At 60.2% G+C, this 12,616-nt stretch carries 12 protein-coding genes; 11 read left to right on the plus strand and 1 reads right to left on the minus strand.

Annotated elements, in window-relative coordinates:
* Window positions 1–12: 12 nt before the first annotated feature.
* The 7 genes from ACQZ60_RS02525 to ACQZ60_RS02555 all read left to right on the plus strand — a co-directional run bounded on the left by ACQZ60_RS02525 (window position 13) and on the right by ACQZ60_RS02555 (window position 5,779).
* The gene (locus ACQZ60_RS02525; RefSeq protein WP_004432556.1) at window positions 13–432 is read left to right on the plus strand and encodes a hypothetical protein; all 420 of its coding nucleotides are present in this window, start codon (window positions 13–15) and stop codon (window positions 430–432) included.
* A gap of 115 nt (window positions 433–547) precedes the next feature.
* A complete protein-coding gene (locus ACQZ60_RS02530) occupies window positions 548–1,105 on the plus strand; it encodes a rod-binding protein (RefSeq protein WP_035236043.1) in 558 nt (185 codons plus the stop codon).
* A gap of 29 nt (window positions 1,106–1,134) precedes the next feature.
* A complete protein-coding gene (locus ACQZ60_RS02535; protein WP_004432559.1) occupies window positions 1,135–1,503 on the plus strand; it encodes a hypothetical protein in 369 nt (122 codons plus the stop codon).
* Window positions 1,503–2,036 carry a flagellar basal body-associated FliL family protein gene (locus tag ACQZ60_RS02540; RefSeq protein WP_004432561.1) on the plus strand — a complete coding sequence of 178 codons (534 nt, stop codon included), beginning with the start codon at window positions 1,503–1,505 and terminating at the stop codon, window positions 2,034–2,036. The genes ACQZ60_RS02535 and ACQZ60_RS02540 overlap by 1 nt, the downstream gene beginning before the upstream one ends.
* A gap of 201 nt (window positions 2,037–2,237) precedes the next feature.
* The gene (locus ACQZ60_RS02545; RefSeq protein WP_448734692.1) at window positions 2,238–2,912 is read left to right on the plus strand and encodes a WecB/TagA/CpsF family glycosyltransferase; all 675 of its coding nucleotides are present in this window, start codon (window positions 2,238–2,240) and stop codon (window positions 2,910–2,912) included.
* A 114-nt stretch (window positions 2,913–3,026) separates the two neighbouring features.
* Complete coding sequence (locus ACQZ60_RS02550) at window positions 3,027–4,802, plus strand: hypothetical protein (RefSeq protein ID WP_448734693.1); 1,776 nt, start codon at window positions 3,027–3,029, stop codon at window positions 4,800–4,802.
* 77 nt (window positions 4,803–4,879) lie between these two features.
* On the plus strand, window positions 4,880–5,779 hold the full coding sequence (locus tag ACQZ60_RS02555) for a bifunctional methylenetetrahydrofolate dehydrogenase/methenyltetrahydrofolate cyclohydrolase (RefSeq protein ID WP_020812906.1): 900 nt from the start codon (window positions 4,880–4,882) through the stop codon (window positions 5,777–5,779).
* A gap of 196 nt (window positions 5,780–5,975) precedes the next feature.
* Here the strand turns inward: ACQZ60_RS02555 and ACQZ60_RS02560 are convergent, their stop codons facing one another.
* The gene (locus tag ACQZ60_RS02560) at window positions 5,976–7,001 is read right to left on the minus strand and encodes a LacI family DNA-binding transcriptional regulator (RefSeq protein WP_020812905.1); all 1,026 of its coding nucleotides are present in this window, start codon (window positions 6,999–7,001) and stop codon (window positions 5,976–5,978) included.
* A gap of 274 nt (window positions 7,002–7,275) precedes the next feature.
* Here ACQZ60_RS02560 and ACQZ60_RS02565 point away from each other — a divergent pair, with 274 nt between their 5' ends.
* The 4 genes from ACQZ60_RS02565 (at window position 7,276) to bglA (ending at window position 12,611) form a co-directional block, all read left to right on the plus strand.
* Window positions 7,276–8,637: an ABC transporter substrate-binding protein gene (locus ACQZ60_RS02565; RefSeq protein WP_020812904.1), complete on the plus strand. Its 1,362-nt coding sequence runs from the start codon at window positions 7,276–7,278 to the stop codon at window positions 8,635–8,637.
* 105 nt (window positions 8,638–8,742) lie between these two features.
* Window positions 8,743–9,756, plus strand: a complete 1,014-nt coding sequence (locus tag ACQZ60_RS02570; protein ID WP_004432574.1) for a carbohydrate ABC transporter permease — start codon at window positions 8,743–8,745, stop codon at window positions 9,754–9,756.
* A gap of 1 nt (window position 9,757) precedes the next feature.
* Window positions 9,758–10,918 (plus strand): carbohydrate ABC transporter permease, encoded by a 1,161-nt coding sequence (locus ACQZ60_RS02575; protein WP_020812903.1) that lies wholly within the window; start codon window positions 9,758–9,760, stop codon window positions 10,916–10,918.
* A gap of 37 nt (window positions 10,919–10,955) precedes the next feature.
* Window positions 10,956–12,611, plus strand: a complete 1,656-nt coding sequence (gene bglA / locus ACQZ60_RS02580; protein ID WP_448734694.1) for a beta-galactosidase BglA — start codon at window positions 10,956–10,958, stop codon at window positions 12,609–12,611.
* The last annotated feature ends 5 nt before the right edge of the window (window positions 12,612–12,616 follow it).

Raw genomic sequence — 12,616 nt, forward strand, 5'->3', positions numbered from 1 at the left:
GGGGGAAATGCGATGGCTTCGGACAAGCGCTCGGCCAAACTCAAGCGTCTGGTAACTGTCCAGCGGCACATGGAAAAAATGGCCGAGGTGGAACTGGCCGATACCACCCGCACACGGGCGGAAGTTGCGCAATCCATGGAGAACGTGCTGGAGGCCATGAGTTCCATGGAACCGGTACATCAGACATTTTCCCGGCACTATTCGGACCGCTACGGCCGTCTCGTCGTCCAGGACCGCCAGCTTGAAGGCGTTCAGCAATTTCAGGAAAACAAGGTCCTGAAGGAAAAGACCAAGGCTGACCGGCTGGAGGACAGGATGCACCTTGCGCGCGATCTTGAGGACCGCGAGGCCGACGATAATGCAATCTATGATTTGTTAGAAATTACGAATGTTTCCCACACACCAGCCTCCAGCAAGGTTGGCGATCCATAGTCTGTCCCATTGTTGCATCGCGGGCGTTTTTGAGGACGTCTCCGGCGATGTTTCTTGATTGAGCGGATGCGCCGGCTTTCTGTGCCGCCCATTCGTCAGCTCGGGAGATCTGGACGTGGCGATATCGGTGATAAGTGATCTGGTGATGGATGTGGTTCGCGCTGCGGACCCCCAGGAAGTTCAGGTCGCCCAGGAAAAACTCAAGGCGAACAAGGCGGCTTTTGCCGCAACCAGCCTTGCCGATGCCGGCAAGGGTTTTGGCGCCGCGGTCGAGATGCTGGATGGCGCTTCCTCGAAGGCTGGTCTCGGCGACACCAATATTCGCGCGGCCCGCACCGAAATCCCGGAAACATACCGCAAATATGAAGCCTCGGTGCTCCAGACCTTCGTGGCCAACATGCTGCCGAAAGACAGCGAGGAAGTTTACGGCAAGGGCAATGCCGGCGAGATATGGAAGAGCATGATGGCCGAACAGTTTGCCGACACGATTTCCAGAAATGGCGGCGTCGGCATCGCGGAACAGGCTTACAAGGATGCGCTTCGGAAGGCTGAAAGCAAAGGCATTACCGACGTATCGATGAATGAAAAAGACAATAATGCTGCAATTCGGATGGTGGCGGAGTTCGAGCGGCAGGTCCTCGGCGTTTCCAATGAGAAAACGGACGAGGCTTGAGAATGAAAAACCCAAACGAGGAGACAAGCATGGACCTTATGTCGAACGACCACCGTATCCAATCCGTTCTCGGCCGCCTTGAGATGATCATCGACAACGAGAACGACAATATCGGTAAGGACCCCAAGTTCGACTTCAAGGTCTCCAACGCCCACAAGAGCCGTTGCCTCTATGAGCTGACGATGCTGTTCCGCGATACGCCGCGCGAGGAAATCGCCGCCGGTTACATGGAGCAGGTCAAGGGCATCAAGTCCAAGCTCGCCACCAATGCCAGCCGCGTCGAGGCGCATCTGAATGCGGTTCGCGCGGTCGCGGACCTCTTGAAGAACGCGATCCAGGAAGCCGATACGGACGGCACCTATTCGCAGGAACAGTTCATGTACGGCGCAGCCTCCTGATGTTGAAGCTTCTTCTCACCGGCGTCTGGGTTTGCGCCGTCACGCTCGGCGCGGTGTATTTCTCCGTCCAGTTGGCGACGGCGCCCGCGCCGGATGAGGCGGGGGCAAAAAAGGCCAATCTGCAACTGGTCAAGGGCGAAAGCATCACCATCCCCGTCATCAATGATGGCGGTGTGAACGGCTATTTCCTCAGCCGTATTTCGCTGCGCGTCGACAAGACCAAGATGGCGAAGATCGAGCTGCCGGCAACGCAGTTGATGACTGACGAACTGTTCACGCTGCTCGCGGGTTCTTCCATGGTCAATATCGCCAATATTTCCACCTTCGATCCCGAAGCCTTCAAGCAGCGCATCCGCGAGGGGCTGAACAAGAGGCTCGATGACGAGGTGGTCGAGGACGTGCTGATCGAACAGCTCGATTATCTGTCGAAAGCCGACATCCGCGAGCAGAACGGCAATGGCACGCCCCGTTCGGTCAAGCTCGTCGAGGGCGAGAAGGCCGAAGCCGGCAAAGAAGCGGCGCCAAGCCACTGACTATCAGGAGGCGAGGGGCGCCGGCCGGATAGGGGATGCGAGCATCCTTCTGGTTAATTGTCTCTTGCCGCATCCCCAGGCATTCTAGAGATTGCTTTCAAGCTAAATTCAACCTGCACCTGTATAACAAACCCATGAACCACCATCCCGCAGGCCATGCATTGGATCGGTGGCGATGGGTTTGGCATTTGGGGGTTGGTAATGAGTTTCGCGTCAGGTTTTGCGCGGTCGGAATCGCAACGGAATATCCACGGACTGCGCGTCTGTGGTCTCGACTGGAATGGGGCGCTGGAATTGGTCAGCGGCAGGGCGTCTGCCTGTGAAGGGCACACGATGCTGTCCTTTCTCACCATCGAGAAGGCGAAGCTTTCGCTCAAGGACAACGCCTACCGGCAGATTCTGGAAAGCTGCCTGCTTCTGCCGCAGGGCAAGGCAATGAGGGCCGCCGCGCGCAGCGATAATGGTGAGCCTCTGCCTGCGCCCATCGATGGCGTCGCCTTTGTGATGGCGCTTCTCACCTATATGGCCGTGCCGAAGCGCATCGGTGTGGCGGGAGATGATGCGGCGCAGATCGGCGAGGTTCTTGCCAGGTTGCGGGCGCACGCGCCCTGGCACGATTTCGTCATGCTGAACCGCGATGCATCGGGCGTTAAGGTGGATGTTCTGCTGGCGGGAATGTTGAAGGAAAACCAGGAGACATGGCTGCACCGCACCGTCAGCCGTGAGAATGCACGGGTCACCATCGCGGTTGGCCCGCTGTTCAAGGTCCTGTCGTCGGAAGTGGCCGGCATGCCGGAAATTTTCCGTAAGCTTCACATGAGCTGGCTTTACAGCCTTTGTGCCGAACCCTGGCACATCGCGCTCGGCAAGAGTTGAGGCCGTTCCCGCAGGCGTTGCGTTAACCATTTGTTTGCCACGATCCTTTAACCTCTCGTAAGGTTTTGACAGTCGCCCGTTGCGGGCGGCACCGAGGGCGGCAGACGGCTTCAGATGGTTGATGACAATCCGGACATGATGGCGATCCGCCCTGACGAGGATGATGTCGCTGCGCCCGTATCGCAATGGCGCAGACATTGTCGGCGGCTCCTGACGTCCGGCTGCATCGCCGCCGCCACCGTTGCCGGGGCTGCCCTTCCGCTTCTGCTCGTCGATTCGGGCTTTCGCGGTTATGTTTCGCAGGCCCGGATCGAGGTCTCCCAGACCGCTTACGATGCTCCCGACGCGGCGCGTTTTCTCGCGATGGCGCGTCGTACCCTGCTTTCACCCTCCGGGCTCGACCGCATAACCGCCGATCTCAAGCTGAAGTCCGCCGATATGGTCGGCGTTCGCAATCAGGGCGAGCTTGGCCTGCTTTTCGACCTTCTGACCGGTGCGGATGCGCGTCCGCTGTCCGAGCGGGAGGCGCTGAACGGTGCGGTGGGTGAAGCGATCCGGCTGGAACTGACCCCGGATGAAAATACGCTGATCGTGACCGGCAAGGCCGCAACGCCGGAAACCGCCATGCGGCTGACCGATTATCTTTCGATGCGCGTGATCGCGGATGGCAAGGCCGGCACCATGACGCCCGCCATGCGCGAGACGGAGAGGGCGCGGACAAGGCTCGATGAGGCGGAAGCGGCGCTGAACGGTTTCCAGATGCGCCACGGTGACACCGTGATGGCCGAGGCGCAGCAACTCGAACAGCAGCTGCGCGACGTAAACGACAATCTGGCGCGAACCACCCGGCAGCAATTGTCCATTCAGGCCGATCTGACGGCGGCTTCGGCGCTGAAGCCCAATGATGTCTTTGCGAAGCCTTTGCCGGCCGGCGTGGGTTTTTCGGCGCTTGAGGATATCAGGCAGAAGCATTCGACCGCCAGCATGGCGCTTGCTGCGGTTTCGGTCGATTACGGCCCGAAACACCCCCGCCGCATCGCCGCCCAGAATGCGGTGGATGCCGCACAGGCGCTTGCCGCCCCCGCATTGCGGCAATTGCTGGAAGGCCTGCGGGCGGATGAAAAGCGCATCTCTCAGGAGATCGCGACCGCCAATGGCGAGCACAAGAAATACCTCGACCGCCTGAGCGAACTCGGTGTCGCCCCCGGCGAGTTCTCCAGGTTGCAGGGCGAACTGGAAACGGCGCGAAATGCCTATCTCGAGGCAAGCGAACGCCGCGACCTGTCCGCATCCGCCACGCCCGCAGTCGAAACCCGTTTGGCGAAGAAGGCCGCACCCGGCGAGTTGACCCGCGATCTGACGCAGGCCGCCATGCTGGCGGGCGGCGGTGCATTGATCGGCCTGCTGGGCAGTCTTTATCTCCTGAGCTACCGTCGCCATGACGAGGAAGAGGAGGGCGCATTGCGCATCGAAGAGGACGCGCAACTTCCGTCCTCCGTCGAGCCGCCGATCCAGTCTCTTCAGATTTCCGAGTTTGAACCGATCGAGCCGGCGGTGTTCGACGATCTGCAGGATCTTGCCGCAGAGGACAACATCGAGCCGGAAGAAGACGGCTTTGCCGATTATTACGGCGAGGCCGTCAATGACGACGACGACATGCCGCTGGACGAGCGCGTGCGGCAGGTCCTGATGGGCAACCGCACGGTCAGGAGTGCTGATCCGGCCTCTTCCGGACTTCCACCGCTTCTGGCCGAAGCCCTCGCCGGGAACTTCGACCATGCCCAGGCCGAAGCTGAGGAACTGATGGAATTGCGACGCGAACTGGCGTTCCTGAGAGAGCGTCTTGCCGATTACGCCGATCGCCGCGAAGACTACCGCAAAACAGCCTGAAAACGCCGCATTTTCGCTTGCATTCCTGCGAAGGGGGCACCATACGGAGCCTACGTAACCCAGCAGGAGCAGGACGCATGGCAGTTGTGATTGACGGGAAGGCGAAGGCGGCTTCGGTAACGGAGGCGGTCCGCAAATCGGCAGAAGCGCTTGAGGCGGAAAAGGGCGTAAAGCCCGGTCTCGCGGTTGTCATCGTCGGCAACGATCCGGCCAGCCACGCTTACGTGAACTCCAAGAGCAAGATGGCCAAGCAATGCGGTTTCAACTCCATCCAGCACACGCTGCCGGAGGAAACCACGCAGGCCGCACTCCTCAAGCTGGTCGGCGAACTGAACGCCGACGCTTCCATTCACGGCATTCTGGTGCAGCTGCCGCTGCCGAAGCACTTCAATTCCGATGAGATCATCCAGTCGATCCTGCCCGAAAAGGATGTGGATGGCTTGAGCGTACTCAATGCCGGCAAGCTCGCGACCGGCGATCTCGCAACCGGTCTCATCTCCTGCACGCCTGCCGGCGCCATGCTTCTGGTACGCGGCATTCATGGCGAAGACCTTTCCGGCCTCAACGCCGTGGTCATCGGCCGCTCCAACCTGTTCGGCAAGCCGATGGGCCAGCTTCTGCTGAATGCAAATGCCACGGTGACCATGGCGCATTCCCGCACCAAGGATCTGGCCGGTATCTGCAAGACGGCGGATATTCTGGTCGCGGCGGTCGGTCGCGCCGCAATGGTGAAAGGCGACTGGGTGAAATCCGGCGCGACCGTCATCGATGTCGGCATCAACCGCATCCCCGCTCCGGAAAAGGGCGAAGGCAAGTCGAAGCTGGTCGGCGATGTCGCCTATGACGAGGCGAGCGCCGTTGCCGCCGCCATTACGCCCGTTCCGGGTGGTGTCGGCCCGATGACGATCGCCATGCTGATGGCCAACACCGTCATCGCCGCCCATCGCGCGCAGGGACAGGCCGCGCCGAAGTTTTAAGCCTGTCGCGTTCAATCGAACTACACGGCACAGGAATTTTTGTGCGCTGCCCCCTCACTTCCGTCATTCCGGCCTTGAGCCGGAATCCAGCCGACGCGCGTCTGCGCGGCGAGACGACTCTTTTCAGCCCAAGGACTTGGGCTGGCTGGATACCGGCTCAAGGCCGGTATGACGGCCGGGGGATGGAGGCCAGCCTTTAAGTTTTCGGAGCCGGCCCCGTCGAGGCGCGCACCACAAGTTCCGCCTTCCAGAGTTCCTGATGCGGTTCCGTCTGGTTAAGCTTGATCCGGTTGATCAGGCGTTGGCCCACGCGCACGCCCGCCGCCCGGAGTGACGAGCGGGTGGTGGTGAGCGGCACGGAGAAATTATCCGGCTTCAAAAGCGGCAGCACGTCGTCATGGGCGATCAGCGAAATATCCTTACCGGGTTTCAGGCCGCGCTGGTTGAGCGAGCGGATCGCGCCGAGCGCAAGCGCGGTACTGGCGCAGAGAATGGCGGTCGGTTTTTCCGGGCGTGACAGCAGCGCTTCCATGCCGAGATAACCTTCCTCGTCGGTCATGCTGCTGTGCCGCTTGTTGTTCGCATGCAATGTCAGGCCATTTGCCGAAAGCGCCTTTTCCACCCCGAGACAGCGCCGATAGGTGAAATCATAACCCTCCGGACCGTTCAGAAGTCCGATCCGCGTGTGGCCAAGCTGGAGGAGAAGCTGGGTCGCATCGCGGAAGGCGCCCTCGTTGTCCACGTCGAGATAGGGATAATCCTCCTCCACGCCGACAGAGCGGCCATGCACGAGGAAGGGCAGGGAGAGCGATTGCATCATGGCGATGCGCGGGTCGTTCTTCTTCATATAGGCGAGATAGATGCCATCGACGCTGCCGCTTGCGGCGAGCCCCCGCAGGGCTTCGCGTTCCTTTTCAGGCTCCGTTGGCATGATCACGAGATGAAAGCCGCTGCGCGATGCTTCCTCACCGAGACCGCTCAGGAATTCGCCGAAATGCACGTCGGAACGGTGATGCTCGCCAATCGGCATGACAAGCCCGATGGAGCCGACCTTGCCCGTCGCCAGCCGTTGCGCTGCCGCATTCGGGCGGTATCCCGTCTTTTCGGCAGCCTCCATGACGCGGCGGCGCGTTTCGGCGCTGACCTCGGGATAGCCGTTGAGCGCCCTGCTGATGGTCGTCTGCGAAATGCCCAGCAGTTGCGACAACTGTTTCAGGTTCATGTCTCTCATTTCCTCCATGCGCGCGCCCGAGAATACGGCAAAGCCTCTCCTCAATTCCCAAAGCGCTTTAGATTTTTACCAGCCTCCACCGTATTTCTCAATCGAAAAGGATAGCCGCCTTCCGAATTAAATATGATTATTCATAAGGCACTGCAACGTTTCCGCAGAAAGAGCCTCTTGACTCCGTCTTGATGACAATGAGATGAATAGGCAGCCAAAGCGCTTTGATTGGAGAGGACGCTTTGAGCCTTTTATGTGATGGGAGGTAAATCACATGCAGAAGACTCTTTTGGCGACGGCTGCCGTCATGGCTTTGCTGTCCGGTGCGGCCTTTGCCGCCGACCTGAAGTTTGCACCCGGCGGCGACGCCAAGTTCAACTGGAAAAGCTACGAGGACTTCAAGGCGGCCCATGCCGATCTGAAAGGCCAGACGCTGACGATTTTCGGCCCCTGGCGCGGTGAAGACGAGGCCCTGTTCCAGTCGGTGCTCGCCTATTTCGCCGATGCGACCGGCGTGAATGTCCGTTATTCCTCGTCGGAAAATTACGAGCAGCAGATCGTCATCGATACGCAGGCGGGTTCGCCGCCCAATATCGCCATTCTGCCGCAGCCCGGCCTTCTGGCCGATCTGGCCGCCAAGGGCTTCCTCGTGCCGCTCGGCGACAAGACCGCCGACTGGGTCAAGGAAAACTACGGCGCCGGCCAGTCCTGGGTCGATCTCGGCAGCTACAAGGGCAAGGACGGCAACAAGGCCTATTTCGCCTTCCCCTTCAAGGCGGATGTGAAATCTCTCGTCTGGTACGTGCCTGAGAACTTCGAAGAAGCGGGCTACAAGGTGCCCGAGAGCATGGAAGACCTGTTCAAGCTGACGGACCAGATCGTTGCCGATGGCGGCACCCCCTGGTGCATCGGCCTCGGCTCCGGCGGCGCCACCGGCTGGCCGGCAACGGACTGGGTGGAAGACCTGATGCTGCGCACGCAGCCGCTCGACGTCTACCAGAAATGGACGACCAACGAGGTCAAATTCACCGATCCGGCCGTGGTCGAGGCGATCAACGAATTCGGGAAATTCGCCAAGAACGAAAAATATGTGAGCGGCGGCGTCGCGGCCGTGGCCTCCACCGACTTCCGCGACAGCCCCAAGGGCCTCTTCGACATTCCGCCGAAGTGCTACCTGCACCATCAGGCGTCGTTCATTCCGTCCTTCTTCCCGGAAGGCACCAAAGTGGGAACGGATGCGGATTTCTTCTACATGCCGACTTACGCGTCCAAGCCTGACCTCGGCAAGCCGGTTCTCGGCGCTGGCACGCTGGTCACCATCACCAAGGAAGCGCCGGCTGCCAAGGCTTTTGTCGAATTCCTGCAAACGCCGATCGCCCATGAAGTCTGGATGGCTCAGTCCAGCTTCCTGACACCCTATAAGGGTGTGAATGTCGATGCCTATGCCAATGAGCAGATGAAGCGACAGGGCGAAATCCTGACGACCGCGACAAGCTTCGGTTTCGACGGTTCCGACCTCATGCCCGGCAAGATCGGCGCCGGCGCATTCTGGACCGGCATGATCGATTTCGTCGGCGGCAAGTCCGCCGATCAGGTCGCGAGCGATATCCAGAAGGCTTGGGACGGCCTGAAGTAAAGATATCGGATCAGGCCCGGCGGTTTGCTGCCGGGCCCTTACCAACGGCGCTGCCCCGACGACTACATAAATCAGCGCGGCGCGGAGAGGATCAAGGGAGGGAACATGGCTCAACAACTCGTTTCGGCCATCGGCGTGATGGTGGCGGGGGTCTTTGCCTGCGCTGCCTATTACTGGCTATCCGACAAGGTGCTTCAGGCGATCTTTCCGGTCCGCTCGGGAGACGTGCTGCAGGCATCCCGCAACCTCAATCGCCGCGCGGCGGTCCGGCCCTGGCTGTTCATCGGCCCGGCTTTGATCCTCCTGCTGGTCTATCTGGTCTACCCCGTCATCGCCACGCTGATCCTGTCTTTCTATGACCGGACCGGTAGCGAATTCGTCGGTCTCGCCAATTATCGCTGGGCGTTTTTCGATGCCGGTTTCCGCCAGTCGATCTTCAACAATATTCTCTGGCTGGCCGTCGTGCCGGCCGCCTGCACCTTCTTCGGTCTCGTCATCGCCGTCATGACCGATCGCATCTGGTGGGGCAACATCGCCAAATCCATTGTCTTCATGCCGATGGCGATCTCCTTCGTCGGCGCCTCCGTCATCTGGAAATTCATCTATGAATACCGCGCCGAAGGTCAGGTGCAGATCGGCCTCTTGAACGCCATCGTCGAGTTTTTCGGCGGCAATCCCGAAGTCTGGATTTCCATGCCCTTCTGGAACAATTTCTTCCTGATGATCATCCTCATCTGGATCCAGACCGGTTTTGCCATGGTCATCCTGTCGGCAGCGCTGCGCGGCATCCCGGAAGAAACCATCGAGGCGGCCGTCATCGACGGGGCCAATGGCTGGCAGATCTTCTGGAAGATCATGGTTCCGCAGATCTGGGGCACCATCGCCGTCGTCTGGACGACGATCACCATTCTCGTGCTCAAGGTCTTCGATATCGTGCTGACCATGACCAACGGCCAATGGAACACCATGGTTCTCGCCAATCTCATGTTCGACTGGATGTTCCGCGGCGGCGGCGACAGCGGCCGAAGTGCGGTCATCGCGCTCATCATCATGGCGGCCGTCACCCCGATCATGGTCTGGAACATCCGCCAGGCGAACCGCGAGATGGAGGGCCGCTGAGATGAATATTTTCAAACGCCTTCGCCGCGTCGGCCTGCCGCGCCTCATCGTCCATGCCAGCGTTCTGGTCGTCGTGCTGCTCTGGCTCCTGCCAACGCTCGGCATTCTCGTCAGCTCGCTGCGCGACAAGGACCAGATCACGGTCTCCGGCTGGTGGACGGCCTTCTCCAGCTCCGAACAGACCTCGGCAGTGCGCCTCGCCGATGCTTCGGTGCAGAAGCAGGACGGCAACCGCTACGTGATATCGGGCAATGTTTTCGAAAGCGGACAGGGCGGCAAGGTTGCAGCCTTCGGCGTTCGCGTACAGGAACCCACGGCGTTCAAAGCCGGCGAGGCGGCCGATATCGGTGACGGCGAAACACTGCTCGTTAATACGGACGGCAGCTACGAATATAGCAAGGCCTCGAGCTTTGAAGGCTCTCGCGGCAAGCGCGTCTATATCTCCGTCGCGACGCCGCCCGTCTTCACGCTCGACAATTACCGGACGGTCCTGACCTCGGAAGGCATCGGCCAGTCCTTCGTCAACTCTCTGACCGTAGCCGTGCCGGCAACCGTCATCCCGATCCTCATTGCCGCCTTCGCCGCCTATGCGCTGTCATGGATGAGCTTCTCCGGCCGCAATCTGCTGATTGCCATGGTGGTGGGCCTCATCGTCGTGCCGCTGCAAATGTCGCTGATCCCGCTTCTCAGGCTCTATAATGAAATCGGCACCATCTTCGGCGTGCCGTCCAAGACCTATGCCGGCATCTGGCTGGCGCATACCGCCTTCGGCCTGCCGCTCGCTATCTATCTGCTGCGCAACTATATTTCCGGCCTGCCGAAGGAGATTATCGAAAGCGCCCGTGTGGATGGTGCGAGCGATTTTGAAATCTTCGTCAAGATCATCCTGCCGCTCTCCTTCCCGGCGCTCGCCTCCTTCGCCATCTTCCAGTTCCTGTGGACCTGGAACGACCTGCTCGTCGCCATGGTCTTCCTCGGCACGCAGAAGGACGAGCTGGTGCTGACCGGCGCCTTGAACGCGCTGCTCGGTTCGCGCGGCGGAAATTGGGAAATCCTCACCGCCTCGGCCTTCGTCACCATCGTTGTGCCGCTCTGCGTTTTCTTCGCCCTTCAACGTTATCTCGTGCGTGGCCTGCTCGCAGGCTCCGTCAAGGGAGGCTGATTATTCCATGAACGCCCATACCAGACAGGACACTTCCATGACCGCTTCGGTGACTTCCGCTTTGACGCCCAACAAGGACTGGTGGCGCGGCGCTGTTATCTATCAGATCTATCCGCGCTCCTATCAGGACTCCAATGGCGACGGCATTGGCGACCTCAAGGGCATCACCGACCGTCTGGCGCATATCGCCAATCTGGGTGCCGACGCGATCTGGATCTCGCCCTTCTTCACCTCGCCGATGAAGGATTTCGGTTACGACGTCTCGAACTATGTCGATGTCGATCCGATGTTCGGCACGCTTGCCGATTTCGACGGCCTGATCGCCGAGGCCCATCGCCTCGGCATCCGCGTCATGATCGACCTTGTGATGTCGCACACCTCGGACCAGCACCCGTGGTTCGTGGAAAGCCGCGCCAGCCGCAGCAATTCGAAATCGAACTGGTATGTCTGGTCGGACAGCAAGCCGGACGGAACACCGCCCAATAACTGGCTGTCGATCTTCGGCGGTTCCGCCTGGCAGTGGGATCCGACCCGCATGCAATATTACATGCATAACTTCCTGACCTCGCAGCCGGACCTCAACCTGCATAATCCGGAAGTGCAGGAAGAACTGTTGAACATCACCCGCTTCTGGCTGAAGCGCGGCGTCGATGGTTTCCGCCTCGACACCATCAATTTCTATTTCCATGACCTTGAGCTGCGCGACAACCCGGCGCTGGCGCCGGAGCGCCGCAATGCCTCCACCGCCCCGGCGGTCAATCCCTATAACTTCCAGGAACATCTCTACGACAAGAACCGCCCGGAAAATATCGCCTTCCTGAAGCGCTTCCGCGCGGTGCTGGACGAGTTTCCTGATATCGCCGCCGTCGGCGAAGTGGGTGACAGCCAGCGCGGCCTCGAAATCGTCGGCGAATATACATCCGGCGATGACAAGATGCAGATGTGCTACGCCTTCGAATTCCTGGCGCCCGACGCGCTCACCCCGCAGCGCGTCGCCGATGTGCAGGCGGATTTTGCGAGAGCCGCACCGGAAGGCTGGGCCTGCTGGGCCTTCTCCAACCACGATGTCGTGCGCCATGTCAGCCGCTGGGGTGAGCATGTCGAGGACAAGGACGCCTTTGCCAAGGTGCTCTCGGCACTGCTGATGACACAGCGCGGTTCCGTCTGCATCTATGAGGGCGAAGAACTCGGCCTCACCGAAGCGGACATTGCTTTCGAAGATTTGCAGGATCCCTACGGCATCCAGTTCTGGCCGGAATTCAAGGGCCGCGACGGTTGCCGCACGCCAATGGTGTGGGATGCCGGTCATGCCCAGGCGGGCTTCTCGACGTCGGAAAAGACGTGGCTGCCCATTCCGGCCGAGCACAAGCAGCGCGCCGTCAGCGCCCAGCAGGGCAACGAGGCTTCGGTGCTGGAACACTACCGCCGTTTCCTGACCTTCCGCAAAAAGCACCCCGCTTTTGCAAAGGGCGGCATCGAATTCCAGCCAGTTGAGGGTGAAGTGCTGAGCTACACCCGCACACTCGGCAACGAAACCGTGCTTTGCCTCTTCAATCTGTCCGCAACGCCGGCAAAGGCCACGCTGCCGGAAGGGAACTGGGAGGTTCTCGAAGGCCACGGCTTTGCAGGCGGTCTTGAAGGCAGAAGCTTAGAACTTCCGGCATGGGGCGCATTCTTCGCCCGTTACGCCTGACAGAA

The organism is Agrobacterium sp. 22-223-1 (genome assembly GCF_053522385.1).

What these genes read in the sequence shown, in the direction of transcription:
- ACQZ60_RS02525 (WP_004432556.1), top strand. Translation starts at nt 13, where the DNA reads ATGGCTTCGGACAAGCGCTCGGCCAAACTCAAGCGTCTGGTAACTGTC.
- ACQZ60_RS02535 (WP_004432559.1), top strand. Translation starts at nt 1,135, where the DNA reads ATGGACCTTATGTCGAACGACCACCGTATCCAATCCGTTCTCGGCCGC.
- ACQZ60_RS02540 (WP_004432561.1), top strand. Translation starts at nt 1,503, where the DNA reads ATGTTGAAGCTTCTTCTCACCGGCGTCTGGGTTTGCGCCGTCACGCTC.
- ACQZ60_RS02545 (WP_448734692.1), top strand. Translation starts at nt 2,238, where the DNA reads ATGAGTTTCGCGTCAGGTTTTGCGCGGTCGGAATCGCAACGGAATATC.
- ACQZ60_RS02550 (WP_448734693.1), top strand. Translation starts at nt 3,027, where the DNA reads ATGGTTGATGACAATCCGGACATGATGGCGATCCGCCCTGACGAGGAT.
- ACQZ60_RS02555 (WP_020812906.1), top strand. Translation starts at nt 4,880, where the DNA reads ATGGCAGTTGTGATTGACGGGAAGGCGAAGGCGGCTTCGGTAACGGAG.
- ACQZ60_RS02560 (WP_020812905.1), bottom strand. Translation starts at nt 7,001, where the DNA reads ATGAACCTGAAACAGTTGTCGCAACTGCTGGGCATTTCGCAGACGACC.
- ACQZ60_RS02565 (WP_020812904.1), top strand. Translation starts at nt 7,276, where the DNA reads ATGCAGAAGACTCTTTTGGCGACGGCTGCCGTCATGGCTTTGCTGTCC.
- ACQZ60_RS02570 (WP_004432574.1), top strand. Translation starts at nt 8,743, where the DNA reads ATGGCTCAACAACTCGTTTCGGCCATCGGCGTGATGGTGGCGGGGGTC.
- ACQZ60_RS02575 (WP_020812903.1), top strand. Translation starts at nt 9,758, where the DNA reads ATGAATATTTTCAAACGCCTTCGCCGCGTCGGCCTGCCGCGCCTCATC.
- bglA (WP_448734694.1), top strand. Translation starts at nt 10,956, where the DNA reads ATGACCGCTTCGGTGACTTCCGCTTTGACGCCCAACAAGGACTGGTGG.